Raw genomic sequence first — 12,366 nt, 5'->3', positions numbered from 1 at the left:
TTACCACGCAATCAATATTGCCAGGGCGGAGCATACGCAGATCGCAAACAGCGACAAATCCATTAACAAGGGATGCCAGATGTCGCCCGCGTAGATCCAGTCGCGAAGCAGGCGGTGCAGGACAAGCCATACGACGAATCCAAGCGCGAAGGCTTTGAAAAACGGAGGAAAGTAGACGGATGCACCGAACACCAGATCTTGTAGGGGCAATCCTGTTGCACTATGCATAAACTTCACAAAATAGATTCCTTTGAGGCTGAGTTTATTGCTTTAGATTAATAAATATTGTTTATGTGAGAGAAAATTACTCGCTATTTCTGAAAAGCATGTCTGACGGTAAGCAAATGCAGCAATCCATTTGTTTTAGCAATACAATTGCTGCACACTATTCTAAAAGCCGTATAATATCTTAGCAAGCTAATTATAAGGAGATGAAATTGGAATCGCCACTAGGTTCTGATCTGGCACGGTTGGTGCGCATATGGCGTGCTCTGATAGACCATCGCCTGAAACCCCTGGAGTTAACGCAAACCCATTGGGTGACGTTGCACAATATACATCAGTTACCTCCAGACCAGTCGCAAATTCAACTGGCAAAAGCGATCGGCATTGAGCAGCCATCACTGGTTCGTACGTTGGACCAACTGGAAGAAAAAGGGTTAATTTCGCGTCAAACTTGTCCCAGCGATCGGCGGGCCAAACGTATTAAACTGACGGAAAAGGCGGAGCCGCTGATTAGCGAAATGGAAGCTGTTATTAACAAGACCCGGGCGGAAATTTTGGATGGAATTTCAGCAGAGGAACTGGAACAACTGATTAGGCTCATTGCAAAACTTGAGCATAATATTACTGAGTTACAGGCCAAAGGGTGAAATAAAGGGGGCGTGTGGCCAGGTAGCTGACCACACGTCAACTTGTTTAGCGCGGGGAAACCGTCACCTGGCTGCCGTTGCTGGCCAGAACCACACGTTGTCCCGGAGAGAAATGGGTATTGCCCTGTTTCTGAACCACCATGATGGTGTTGCCATCATCTTTACGAATTTCCAGCTCCACACCCTGTGTTTTGTTCATTGCGCTCTGTACACCCTGACCGGCTACGCCACCCGCGACGGCACCTGCTGCGGTAGCCAAAGAGCGTCCCGTACCACCACCAACGGTATTACCAAGAAAACCACCGAGAACTGCACCGCCAATTGCGCCGATGACGTTGGAATCATCACCGCCCTGAATTTGTACCTGCCGTACGTTAACGATTGTGCCGTAGCTGACATTCTGCACTTGCTTCGCTTCAGAGGCAGTATATACATCACCAGATAGGGTATCGTTGTTAACACAACCAACAAGAGAAAGACCTACCATTGATACAACCAGTACGCGTTTAATCATTGAAAAATCTCCTGATTACCATGAAACGCCTCACAAGCATCCCTAATGGTCAAAGTTATTCGCATTAGTATAACCATGATTACATGTTCCACTAAAACATGATTAAATCATAATTAGAGTAGGGTTAACCAAGTATAAACAAAACATTCATATTAGTTATTGATGTGAATATAATCTTTTACTACCAACGATAAAAATCGGCTCTTATGCATGGAATTCGCGAAAGGTTTGTGTTTGAGTGGAACGCAAACATCAGGTTGAAAAAGGATGAACTATGAAATCAGGCCGCTTTATTGGTGTTATGTCAGGTACTAGCCTGGATGGTGTCGATGTTGTGTTGGCGACGATCGATGAACACCGGGTGGCGCAGCTGGCTAGTTTGAGCTGGCCGATTCCCCCATCAATCAAACAGGCGGTGCTGGATATTTGCCAGGGGCAACAGCTTACGCTCTCCCAGTTTGGTCAACTGGATACCCGACTTGGCTGCTTGTTTGCGGATGCCGTTAATGCACTATTAAAAGCAGAAAATTTACAGCCGAAAGATATCGTAGCTATCGGTTGTCATGGCCAGACCGTCTGGCACGAACCCACGGGCGTCGCGCCACATACGCTACAGATAGGTGATAACAATCAAATTGTTGCGCGGACTGGAATTACCGTCGTCGGGGATTTTCGCCGTCGAGATATCGCCTTAGGTGGCCAGGGCGCACCGCTGGTACCTGCTTTTCATCACGCATTGCTGGCCCATCCAACTGAGCGGCGAATGGTGCTTAATATTGGTGGTATTGCCAATCTGTCACTACTCATTCCAGGAATGCCGGTAGGTGGCTACGATACCGGACCGGGCAACATGCTAATGGACGCATGGATCTGGCGTCAGGTCGGTAAACCTTACGATAAAGACGCTGAGTGGGCGCGGGCGGGCAAGGTTATTCTGCCGCTGCTGCAAAAAATGCTTAGCGATCCCTATTTTTCCCAGCCAGCACCCAAAAGCACCGGGCGCGAATACTTTAACTATGCCTGGCTGGAGCGCCATCTACGCGAGTTCCCTGGCCTGGATGCGCGAGATATCCAGGCAACACTGGCGGAACTCACCGCCGTGACCATTTCTGAACAAGTCTTGTTGAGCGGTGGCTGCGATCGATTGATGGTATGTGGTGGCGGAAGTCGCAATCCGCTGCTTATGGCGCGTCTGGCTGCATTACTGCCAGGTACTGAAGTGACCTCCACCGATGCCGTTGGCATTAGTGGCGATGATATGGAAGCGTTAGCCTTCGCATGGCTTGCCTGGCGAACGCTGGCTGGGCTGCCCGGCAATCTACCTTCCGTTACCGGCGCAAGCGAGGAGACGGTGCTGGGCGCTATTTTCCCTGCAAACCCGCGATATCAGAGTTAACTGAATTTTTCTTACTGCGTCTGCCGTTACACTTGGAAGTTGAGGAGGGCGTTTTTGCCCTCCGGACCAGGAAAGTCTTCGGGATATGTTTATGAAAAAACTGTTACTACTTTGTCTGCCGCTATTTCTTACCGGCTGTGGCGCGTTTAATCAACTGGTTGAGCGCATGCAAACTGATACGCTGGAATACCAGTGTGATGAAAAACCGTTGACGGTCAAACTGAATAATCCGCGTCAGGAAGTTAGTTTTGTTTACGATAATCAACTGCTGCACCTTAAACAGGGTATTTCAGCGTCTGGCGCACGTTATACCGACGGTATCTACGTTTTCTGGTCAAAAGGTGATGAGGCGACGGTCTATAAACGTGACCGCATCGTCTTGAATAACTGTCAGTTACAAAATCCGCAGCGTTGAGATTTTTCCAGGGGCGGCGCACAATAGCGTCACCCACTGACAATTTGTAAAGAAAACCATGGCTGATAACGACGAATTGCAGCAAATCGCGCATCTGCGCCGCGAATACACTAAAGGCGGTTTACGCCGCCGCGATCTTCCCGCCGATCCTTTAACCCTTTTTGAACGCTGGCTTTCTCAGGCCTGTGAAGCCAAACTGGCCGATCCTACTGCGATGGTCGTCGCCACCGTTGATGAACATGGCCAACCTTATCAGCGCATTGTTTTACTAAAACATTACGATGAAAAAGGGATGGTGTTTTACACCAACCTTGGCAGCCGTAAAGCACACCAAATCGAAAATAATCCGCGCGTTAGCCTGCTTTTTCCGTGGCATACCCTGGAACGCCAGGTGATGGTTACCGGTAAAGCGGAACGTCTTTCGACTCTCGAAGTGATGAAATATTTTCATAGCCGCCCGCGTGATAGCCAGATTGGCGCGTGGGTATCGAAGCAATCCAGCCGTATTTCTGCGCGTGGGATCCTTGAAAGCAAATTCCTGGAATTGAAGCAGAAGTTTCAGCAGGGCGAAGTGCCGTTGCCGAGTTTTTGGGGCGGTTTTCGCGTCAGCCTTGAACAGATTGAGTTCTGGCAGGGCGGTGAGCATCGATTGCATGACCGCTTTTTGTACCAGCGTGAAAACGAGGCGTGGAAAATCGATCGCCTCGCACCCTGAAAAGATGCAAAAATCTTGCTTTAATCGCTGGTACTCCTGATTCCGGCACTTTATTCTATGTCTCTTTCGCATCTGGCGAAAAGTCGTGTACCGGCAAAGGTGCAGTCGTTATATACATGGAGATTTTGATGGCAAGCAGTAACTTGATTAAACAATTGCAAGAGCGGGGGCTAGTGGCCCAGGTGACGGACGAAGAAGCGTTAGCAGAGCGACTGGCGCAAGGCCCGATCGCGCTCTATTGCGGCTTCGATCCTACCGCTGACAGCTTGCATTTGGGGCATCTTGTTCCATTGTTATGCCTGAAACGCTTCCAGCAGGCGGGCCACAAGCCGGTTGCGCTGGTAGGCGGCGCCACGGGTCTGATTGGCGACCCGAGCTTCAAAGCTGCCGAGCGTAAGCTGAACACTGAAGAAACTGTTCAGGAGTGGGTGGACAAAATCCGCAAGCAGGTTGCCCCGTTCCTCGATTTCGACTGCGGAGAAAACTCTGCTATCGCAGCGAACAACTATGACTGGTTCGGCAATATGAATGTGCTGACCTTCCTGCGCGATATCGGCAAACACTTCTCCGTTAACCAGATGATCAACAAAGAAGCGGTTAAACAGCGTCTCAACCGTGAAGATCAGGGGATTTCGTTTACCGAGTTTTCCTACAACCTGTTGCAGGGCTATGACTTTGCCTGCCTGAACAAACAGTACGGTGTGGTGCTGCAAATCGGCGGTTCTGACCAGTGGGGTAACATCACCTCTGGTATCGATCTGACCCGTCGTCTGCATCAGAACCAGGTGTTTGGCCTGACCGTTCCGCTGATCACCAAAGCAGACGGCACCAAGTTCGGTAAAACTGAAGGTGGCGCAGTATGGCTGGATCCGAAGAAAACCAGTCCGTACAAGTTCTACCAGTTCTGGATCAATACTGCTGATGCTGACGTTTACCGCTTCCTGAAGTTCTTTACCTTTATGAGCATTGAAGAGATCAATGCCCTCGAAGAAGAAGACAAAAACAGCGGTAAAGCGCCACGCGCTCAGTATGTGCTGGCGGAACAGGTGACGCGTCTGGTTCACGGTGAAGAAGGTCTGCAAGCTGCGAAACGTATTACCGAGTGCCTGTTCAGCGGTTCTCTGAGTGCGCTAAGTGAAGCGGACTTCGAACAACTGGCGCAGGACGGCGTACCGATGGTAGAGATGGAAAAAGGCGCTGATCTGATGCAGGCGTTGGTTGATTCTGAACTGCAACCTTCTCGTGGTCAGGCGCGTAAAACTATCGCCTCTAATGCCATCACCATTAATGGTGAAAAACAGTCCGATCCAGAATACTTCTTTAAAGAAGAAGATCGTCTGTTTGGTCGTTATACCTTACTTCGTCGCGGCAAAAAGAATTACTGTCTGATTTGCTGGAAATAATGCATTAAGTGGAAAGGGGGGGTGAGAAATCACTCCCCCTGATTTTTATACAGGGAACACGATGAAAAATATTCTCGCTATCCAGTCTCACGTTGTCTATGGTCATGCGGGTAACAGCGCGGCAGAGTTTCCAATGCGCCGCCTGGGCGCAAATGTCTGGCCGCTCAACACCGTTCAATTTTCTAATCACACCCAATACGGCAAATGGACCGGCTGTGTTATGCCGCCCAGCCATTTAACCGAAATTGTGCAAGGCATTGCTGCCATCGATAAGTTGCACACTTGTGATGCTGTATTAAGCGGCTATCTGGGGTCGGCGGAGCAGGGCGAGCATATCCTCGGTATTGTCCGTCAGGTGAAAGCGGCGAACCCGCAGGCGAAATATTTTTGCGATCCGGTAATGGGACACCCCGAAAAAGGCTGTATCGTTGCGCCAGGTGTGGCGGAGTTCCACGTGCGTCACGGTCTTCCTGCCAGCGATATCATCGCGCCTAATCTGGTTGAGCTGGAAATCCTCTGCGAGCATCCGGTACACAACGTCGAAGATGCGGTTAAAGCTGCGCGCGAACTTATTGCTCAGGGGCCTGAAATCGTACTGGTGAAACATCTGGCGCGTGCCGGTTACAGCACAGAACGTTTTGAAATGCTGCTGGTCACTGCCGATGAAGCATGGCATATCGACCGTCCTCTGGTAGATTTTGGCACGCGTCAGCCAGTAGGTGTTGGTGATGTGACGAGCGGGTTACTGCTGGTGAAACTACTACAGGGCGCAACGTTGCAGCAGGCGCTGGAGCATGTGACCGCGGCGGTATACGAAATTATGGTAACCACCAAAGCAATGCAGGAATATGAGCTGCAAGTTGTAGCTGCCCAGGATCGTATTGCTAAACCAGAACACTACTTCAGTGCGACGAAGCTCTGAAAAGTGTCTTGTCGGCCCACAGTATCCTGCGGGCCGATAAACCATTACTGCAAGCCTTCTGCTGTTAGCGCGGCTTTTACCGTCGGACGTTCAGCCATACGCTGCATATAGGCGGCAATATGCGCTAAACCTTCCAGATTCAATTTCACCCCATATGCCCAGCGCAGTACAGTAAACAGATAGGCGTCAGCAATAGTAAAACGTTGCCCGCAAATCCAGTTATCCTCTTTCAGCGCATCGTTAACGTACTGCAGTTTTTTCTCCAGCTGTGCGCGTGCAGTCGGCTTGAACTCTTCCGGTGTAGCCGGGTGAAACAGCGGAGTAAAGCCTTTATGCAACTCAGTGGCGATATAGTTCAGCCATTCGATGGTTTTATAGCGAGAAATACTGTTTACCGGAGCCAGTAACTGGCGGTCGGGGACGCTGTCGGCAAGATACTGCATAATGGCCACGCCTTCCGTGAGCAGAGTGCCATCGTCCAGCAGCAGAGCAGGAACCTGCCCTTTAGGATTAATCGCAAAGTAATCATCGCCGTTTTCCAGACGTTTTTTCATTAAATCCACACTGGTGAGCGTAAAGTCCTTTCCGCTCTCACGCAGGATGATATGGGAAGCAAGAGAGCAGGCGCCCGGTTTGTAGAACAGTTTCATCGGTAACTCCTTTTGGCTGTGGTTTAAAGTATGGTAGTGCGTTGCTGAACAAAAAAAAAGCCGCTAACGAAAAGTTAGCGGCTTGTAAAAGAGTTTCCCTGAAATTTACGCTACGGCAGCTTTCGCCGCTTTATCAGCAGCATCGTCCTGAGTCATACGATGCAGTTTCGGCGCGGTCAGCAGCATCAGCACTGCAATAACGGCAGTGGCGACACCAATCTGTAAGAACACGCGGCCATAGACTTCCAGCGACATCAGCGGATCGGTTACGTTATCCGGTACAGCCATCATGCCCGCAACATAACCACCAATCAGGTTCGCACCGGCAGTGGTCAGGAACCAGCTACCCATAATAAAGCCCATCAGACGCTGTGGAACGAGTTGCGCAACCATAGCCAGACCCAGACCGGAAATCATCAGTTCACCGATACTCTGCAGGCCATAGCTTGCTACCAGCCAGCTAACAGACACGATACCGGCGTCAGAGGCAAATTTTGCGCCCAGTGGCAGGATCAGGAACGCGCCAGAGCACATCACCATACCGATTGCGAATTTGGTCGGCATCGGCAGGGTATCGCCCATCTTGTTATAGATAGCGGCGAGAATCGGGCTACCAATGATGATCCAGAACGGGTTCAGTGCCTGATACTGTTCAGGTTCTACCGCCAGGCCCAGAATGGTGTGCTCAACGTTACGGATTGCAAAGAAGTTCAGAGACGTCGGCATCTGGCTGTACAGCACGAAGAAGATAATTGCTTCAAGCATCAGGATGAAAGCAACGATCATTTTACGACGTGCAGCACCTTTCATTGCAAAGGCTTCTTTACCGAAGATAACCACGATACCAAAGGCAACAACGCCCAGCGCCATACGCGCAACGTCCTGGTTGTGCAGCAGCCAGGTGGCAATCGCAATCAGCGCGACAACACCAATAATGGTTAACAGCAGGTTGCGGTAGTTGATCGGCTCAAAGTCAGGTTTTGAACCGTACTGCTTAACCCAGCGTTGGCAGAAGGCGAAGTTAACGATGGTGATCAACAGACCGACTACGCTAAGGGCGAATGCGACGCTCCAGCCATACTTGGCTGCTAACCACGGTGTTGCAATCATAGAGAAGAACGAACCGATGTTGACGGACATGTAGTACATGGTAAATGCACCGTCCAGACGTGGATCGTTTTTCTCGTAGCAAGTTGACAGCAGTGAAGACGGGTTGGCTTTAAACAGGCCGTTACCGACCGCAATCGCCGCCATACCCATATAGACGATACCGGCATCGTGACCAGACCAGGCAACCAGCGCATAACCAATCGCCAGCACAATAGCGCCAAGCATAATGACGCGTTTTGTACCCAGTACTTTATCGCCTAACCAACCACCGATAGCGACAAGACCATAAACCAGGGCGCTAAAGGAAGAGAAAAGTGTGATTGAATCCGCTTCAGACATACCCAGTTGTTTAACCAGGTAGACAGCCATAATTCCTTGTAGGCCGTAATAACCAAAACGTTCCCATAACTCGATCGAGAAGATGAGATAGAACGCCTTCGGTTGTTTGAAAGCGTTCAAACTAACGCTTTCTGTTGGTTTTTGGTTTGCAGTGGACACTTTTACCTCTTTTTTTACATCCCATATTAACGGGGGTGCTTTCTCGCGTGATGTCTAATAAACATACGCGCAATTGTTATAGTGGGAGGGGAAACGGCAGGTAATGTTCACTATCTTGCACTTTCAGACAAGTCCTTTGTAATAATATGTTACATATAACTGGCATGGAGAAATCATCGGCCCATTGAAATGTTATCCAGCGTTAAATTTTTCAAAAAACGTAACGGCAGATTTTTTCACTACCAGAAGAGGGGGGATACTGATATTTGGCGATATGTTCTACTGTAAGGTGTTTTATGTAGTGAGATAGTCCATTATCTGAAAAATAGACAGTGTAATGTTTTGTAGGTTTATGCCCTGGTTGAATCAATGCCTTGTCAAATTTAACTTAAATAGAGCAATATTTTTACATTATGACATCAGTGTGATCTTGATCACGAATAGATAGAAAATTTCGCTATTAAAAAAACAATTAACCTGCATTTTTGGTTATTCACAAACGGATTGCCTGATAATGATGCCGCGAGGCGGCATCATTGACGTTAACAAGATGTTTTATAAGAGGATGAGAAATAGTTATGAATGGGATAACGATGTTACCCCTTTTCGTCAGATGTCAACTTTCTCTTTGTATTCACAAAGATCTTCAATAATGCAGGAGCCACAGCGAGGCTTGCGGGCAATACAGGTGTAACGCCCGTGGAGGATTAACCAGTGGTGGCAATCGACTTTGAATTCTGCCGGAACCACTTTGAGTAGTTTTTCTTCAACCTGTTCGACATTTTTCCCCGGTGCAAATTGGGTGCGATTACAGACGCGGAAAATGTGCGTATCTACAGCAATGGTCGGCCAACCGAAAGCAGTATTCAATACCACGTTTGCTGTTTTACGCCCTACACCGGGCAGGGCTTCCAGCGCAGCGCGATCTTCCGGAACTTCGCCATTATGCTGTTCGAGCAAAATACGGCAGGTTTTGATGATATTTTCTGCTTTGCTGTTATATAGCCCAATGGTTTTGATATACGCTTTAACCCCATCGACGCCCAGTTCGAGCATTGCGGCAGGTGTATTGGCCACCGGGTAAAGCTTTGCCGTCGCCTTATTGACGCTGACATCGGTCGCCTGGGCGGAAAGCAGTACAGCAATCAATAATTCAAAAGGCGAACTGAAATTAAGTTCGGTTGTAGGATGAGGGTTGTTCTCACGCAGGCGAGTGAGGATCTCCAGTCGTTTTGCTTTGTTCATCAGACATTCCCTGTTTCACCGTTTGGCAACTCGCGTGTAGCAGCTGCTTCAGCGCGGCGCTTTTTCATTCTTTCATCAATCAGATATTTTCCCGCCAGCATCAGCCCCAGACCAATGAATGCGCCTGGCGGTAACATTGCTAACAGGAAGGGAGAATCGGTATGGAAGATCTCTACCCGCAGTACTTTGGCCCAGCTACCCAACAGCGCATCTGCACCGTCAAACAACGTGCCATTGCCGATAATTTCGCGTAGTGAACCCAGTACGAACATGGCGCAGGTTGCGCCCATACCAATTGAAAAGCCGTCCAGTGCCGAAAGCGCCGGACCTTTTTTGGCAGCAAAAGCTTCAGCACGGCCAACAACGATACAGTTAGTGACAATCAGAGGAATAAAAATCCCTAACGATTGATACAGGCCAAAGGCGTATGCGTTAATCAGCATTTGTACGGCGCTGACCACCGAGGCGATGATCATCACGTAAATCGGGATTCGGATTTCGGCTGGCGTCCAGTGACGCAGCGTCGAGATGGTCAGGTTGGTGAGAGTCAACACCAGCGTTGTCGCAAGCCCTAAACCCAGTGCGTTGGTGGCAGTGGAAGTGACCGCCAGCAGCGGACAGAGGCCAAGTAACTGGACCAGCGCGGAGTTGTTCTTCCATAACCCCTGAACAATAACGTCTTTAATTTCGCTCACGGTTTATTCTCCACAGGCAGGAAGTTGAGAAAGTTGTGCTGGCAACGTTTGGGCATACAATCCGGCGCGTTTTACCGCATTCACCACCGCGCGAGGCGTAATGGTCGCCCCGGTGAACTGGTCGAAATCACCACCATCTTTCTTCACCGCCCAGTGAGCGTCATCCGCACCGCTGATTTGTTTACCCGCAAAATGGGTGATCCAGTCAGAAAGTCGCAGTTCGATTTTGTCGCCAAGTCCCGGCGTTTCGTGATGTTCTGTCACGCGGGTGCCAAGTACCGTGCCGTTAAAATCGGCCCCAACCAACAACTGAATCGCACCGGAATAACCATCCGGCGCAGTGGCCTCCAGAACGGCAGCTACCGGTTTATCATCCTGTTTCGCGATGTAAATCCGATGTTCACCTTTTCCTAACTCTGGCGCAGTCACTATATAGCAACTTTGGGCCAGCTCGTTGTTATAGCGATCGGCTGGTAACACCTGATCAAATAACGCTTTTTGTTGCAGGCCAGCCTGTTCAGCAATCGTGGCTTTGGTCATCTGGTTGATGGCAGCCGTTAAACCTGTTGAACCAGCGGCGAACAGCGCCAGCGTAATACCGTGTTTTCGGATAGTCTTCAGCATGGTTTATCCTTTGCGATGGCCGTATACGCGTGGACGCGTGTAGTAATCGATCAGAGGAACCGTGATGTTCGCCAGCAGGACAGCAAAGGCAACGCCGTCAGGATAGCCACCAAAACTGCGGATCAGCCAGACTAATAATCCCGCCAGTGCACCGAAAATCAGACGACCACGATTGGTGGTAGACGCGGTTACTGGATCGGTCAGAATAAAGAATGCACCGAGCATGGTCGCGCCAGACAGCAGATGAATCTGCGGCGAAGCTAATGTTTCGGGGGCGAACAACCAACCCAGCGTTGCGCACAGGGCCAGTGTCACTAAGAAACTGACGGGAATATGCCAACGAATCGCTTTCTGCCATAGCAGCCACACGCCACCAACCAGCCAGGCGAGGTTTACCCATTGCCAGCCAGCACCCGCGAGAACACCGCTGTAGATTGGATACTGCATAATCTGTTCAACCGAATGACCGGCGCGTACTGATGTTTTGAACGTATCCAACGGTGTCGCCTGGCTAATGCCATCGATACCTAAGCGAAGTGTGTTCATATCACCACCACTGGCAGTATGACCGCTGAAGATAATCTGTACAGCGTCAATGAATCCAGGGATGTTGACCGCAATCTCATGCGGCGGCAACCAGCTGGTCATCTGTACCGGGAAGGAGATCAGTAATACCACATAACCAATCATTGCCGGGTTAAACGGATTTTGCCCCAGACCGCCATACAGCTGTTTAGCGATGATTACGGCAAACACCGTGCCGAGTACCACCATCCACCACGGCGCAAGAGGCGGGATACTAACCGCCAGTAATAAGCCCGTTAGCAATGCTGAGTTATCTTTTAAGGTTGCAGCTACAGATTGCTTGCGCAGTTTGAGTACGAGGGCTTCGGCTAAGAGTGCACTGACCGAGGCCAACAGGATTTGAACGAGAGTACCCCAGCCAAAAAACCACAGTTGCGCAGCGATACCTGGGACGGTTGCGACCAGCACCAGCAGCATGATGCGCGATGTCTGGCGCTGGTTATGGGTATAAGGGGAGCTAGCTATTCTGAATACCATTTAGTCCTCGTTTACAACCTTTTGCTGAGCGGCTTTTTTTGCCTGAACCCGGGCGATAGCCGCGGCAACTGCAGCTTTGCGGGGATCAACCTGTTCTTCCTGCTCTCCGTTGGCCTGCTGCTGTTCCAGCTTGCGCGCTTTAGCACGGGCGATAGCGGCTTCAACGGCAGCTTTACGCGGGTCAATCTGTTCCTCTGGCTCTTCGTTAGCAGGCTGTTGCTCCTGCTTGCGCGCTTTAGCACGGG

The 12,366-nt window shown here is 50.0% G+C and carries 15 protein-coding genes; 6 read left to right on the top strand and 9 right to left on the bottom strand.

Going from position 1 to position 12,366, the window contains the following annotated elements; all coding sequences use genetic code 11:
- On the bottom strand, nucleotides 1-237 hold the full coding sequence (locus FEK47_RS01170) for a DUF1656 domain-containing protein (protein ID WP_130208178.1): 237 nt from the start codon (nucleotides 235-237) through the stop codon (nucleotides 1-3).
- Between the two features lie 200 nt (nucleotides 238-437).
- Here FEK47_RS01170 and slyA point away from each other — a divergent pair, with 200 nt between their 5' ends.
- Nucleotides 438-872 carry a transcriptional regulator SlyA gene (slyA, locus tag FEK47_RS01165; protein ID WP_064530079.1) on the top strand — a complete coding sequence of 145 codons (435 nt, stop codon included), beginning with the start codon at nucleotides 438-440 and terminating at the stop codon, nucleotides 870-872.
- 46 nt (nucleotides 873-918) lie between these two features.
- Here the strand turns inward: slyA and slyB are convergent, their stop codons facing one another.
- Nucleotides 919-1,386, bottom strand: coding sequence for an outer membrane lipoprotein SlyB (gene slyB / locus FEK47_RS01160; protein WP_064530029.1), 468 nt, complete (start codon nucleotides 1,384-1,386; stop codon nucleotides 919-921).
- 274 nt (nucleotides 1,387-1,660) lie between these two features.
- Between slyB and anmK the strand changes: the two genes are divergently transcribed.
- The 5 genes from anmK to pdxY all read left to right on the top strand — a co-directional run bounded on the left by anmK (nucleotide 1,661) and on the right by pdxY (nucleotide 6,237).
- Nucleotides 1,661-2,782 carry an anhydro-N-acetylmuramic acid kinase gene (anmK, locus tag FEK47_RS01155; RefSeq protein ID WP_135487741.1) on the top strand — a complete coding sequence of 374 codons (1,122 nt, stop codon included), beginning with the start codon at nucleotides 1,661-1,663 and terminating at the stop codon, nucleotides 2,780-2,782.
- Nucleotides 2,783-2,867: 85 nt separating this feature from the next.
- A complete protein-coding gene (gene mliC / locus FEK47_RS01150) occupies nucleotides 2,868-3,197 on the top strand; it encodes a C-type lysozyme inhibitor (protein WP_130208174.1) in 330 nt (109 codons plus the stop codon).
- A 58-nt stretch (nucleotides 3,198-3,255) separates the two neighbouring features.
- Complete coding sequence (pdxH, locus tag FEK47_RS01145) at nucleotides 3,256-3,912, top strand: pyridoxamine 5'-phosphate oxidase (RefSeq protein ID WP_130224736.1); 657 nt, start codon at nucleotides 3,256-3,258, stop codon at nucleotides 3,910-3,912.
- 128 nt (nucleotides 3,913-4,040) lie between these two features.
- Complete coding sequence (gene tyrS / locus FEK47_RS01140) at nucleotides 4,041-5,315, top strand: tyrosine--tRNA ligase (protein WP_053264059.1); 1,275 nt, start codon at nucleotides 4,041-4,043, stop codon at nucleotides 5,313-5,315.
- A gap of 61 nt (nucleotides 5,316-5,376) precedes the next feature.
- Complete coding sequence (gene pdxY / locus FEK47_RS01135; protein WP_130219000.1) at nucleotides 5,377-6,237, top strand: pyridoxal kinase PdxY; 861 nt, start codon at nucleotides 5,377-5,379, stop codon at nucleotides 6,235-6,237.
- Between the two features lie 44 nt (nucleotides 6,238-6,281).
- Here the strand turns inward: pdxY and gstA are convergent, their stop codons facing one another.
- From gstA to FEK47_RS25285, 7 genes are all read right to left on the bottom strand, one after another.
- Entirely contained in the window at nucleotides 6,282-6,887 is a 606-nt protein-coding gene (gstA, locus tag FEK47_RS01130; protein WP_130219002.1) for a glutathione transferase GstA, read from the bottom strand.
- 105 nt (nucleotides 6,888-6,992) lie between these two features.
- Nucleotides 6,993-8,495, bottom strand: a complete 1,503-nt coding sequence (dtpA, locus tag FEK47_RS01125) for a dipeptide/tripeptide permease DtpA (protein WP_064530078.1) — start codon at nucleotides 8,493-8,495, stop codon at nucleotides 6,993-6,995.
- Nucleotides 8,496-9,104: 609 nt separating this feature from the next.
- Nucleotides 9,105-9,740 carry an endonuclease III gene (nth, locus tag FEK47_RS01120; RefSeq protein WP_130257801.1) on the bottom strand — a complete coding sequence of 212 codons (636 nt, stop codon included), beginning with the start codon at nucleotides 9,738-9,740 and terminating at the stop codon, nucleotides 9,105-9,107.
- The gene (gene rsxE, locus FEK47_RS01115; RefSeq protein WP_064530022.1) at nucleotides 9,740-10,435 is read right to left on the bottom strand and encodes an electron transport complex subunit RsxE; all 696 of its coding nucleotides are present in this window, start codon (nucleotides 10,433-10,435) and stop codon (nucleotides 9,740-9,742) included. The genes nth and rsxE overlap by 1 nt, the downstream gene beginning before the upstream one ends.
- Before the next feature lie 3 nt (nucleotides 10,436-10,438).
- Complete coding sequence (rsxG, locus tag FEK47_RS01110; protein WP_135487742.1) at nucleotides 10,439-11,059, bottom strand: electron transport complex subunit RsxG; 621 nt, start codon at nucleotides 11,057-11,059, stop codon at nucleotides 10,439-10,441.
- Nucleotides 11,060-11,062: 3 nt separating this feature from the next.
- A complete protein-coding gene (gene rsxD, locus FEK47_RS01105) occupies nucleotides 11,063-12,121 on the bottom strand; it encodes an electron transport complex subunit RsxD (RefSeq protein WP_135487743.1) in 1,059 nt (352 codons plus the stop codon).
- A partial coding sequence (locus tag FEK47_RS25285) for a hypothetical protein (protein ID WP_240730966.1) occupies nucleotides 12,122-12,366 on the bottom strand: 245 nt, incomplete at its 5' end. It lies immediately after the preceding gene.

The sequence above is a fragment of the Escherichia sp. E3659 genome (genome assembly GCF_005781135.1).
Taxonomy (GTDB): domain Bacteria; phylum Pseudomonadota; class Gammaproteobacteria; order Enterobacterales; family Enterobacteriaceae; genus Escherichia.
This window is presented reverse-complemented; position numbering and strand designations above follow the sequence as displayed.

What these genes read in the sequence shown, in the direction of transcription:
- anmK (WP_135487741.1), top strand. Translation starts at nt 1,661, where the DNA reads ATGAAATCAGGCCGCTTTATTGGTGTTATGTCAGGTACTAGCCTGGAT.
- pdxY (WP_130219000.1), top strand. Translation starts at nt 5,377, where the DNA reads ATGAAAAATATTCTCGCTATCCAGTCTCACGTTGTCTATGGTCATGCG.
- mliC (WP_130208174.1), top strand. Translation starts at nt 2,868, where the DNA reads ATGTTTATGAAAAAACTGTTACTACTTTGTCTGCCGCTATTTCTTACC.
- tyrS (WP_053264059.1), top strand. Translation starts at nt 4,041, where the DNA reads ATGGCAAGCAGTAACTTGATTAAACAATTGCAAGAGCGGGGGCTAGTG.
- rsxD (WP_135487743.1), bottom strand. Translation starts at nt 12,121, where the DNA reads ATGGTATTCAGAATAGCTAGCTCCCCTTATACCCATAACCAGCGCCAG.
- rsxG (WP_135487742.1), bottom strand. Translation starts at nt 11,059, where the DNA reads ATGCTGAAGACTATCCGAAAACACGGTATTACGCTGGCGCTGTTCGCC.
- nth (WP_130257801.1), bottom strand. Translation starts at nt 9,740, where the DNA reads ATGAACAAAGCAAAACGACTGGAGATCCTCACTCGCCTGCGTGAGAAC.
- gstA (WP_130219002.1), bottom strand. Translation starts at nt 6,887, where the DNA reads ATGAAACTGTTCTACAAACCGGGCGCCTGCTCTCTTGCTTCCCATATC.
- slyB (WP_064530029.1), bottom strand. Translation starts at nt 1,386, where the DNA reads ATGATTAAACGCGTACTGGTTGTATCAATGGTAGGTCTTTCTCTTGTT.
- pdxH (WP_130224736.1), top strand. Translation starts at nt 3,256, where the DNA reads ATGGCTGATAACGACGAATTGCAGCAAATCGCGCATCTGCGCCGCGAA.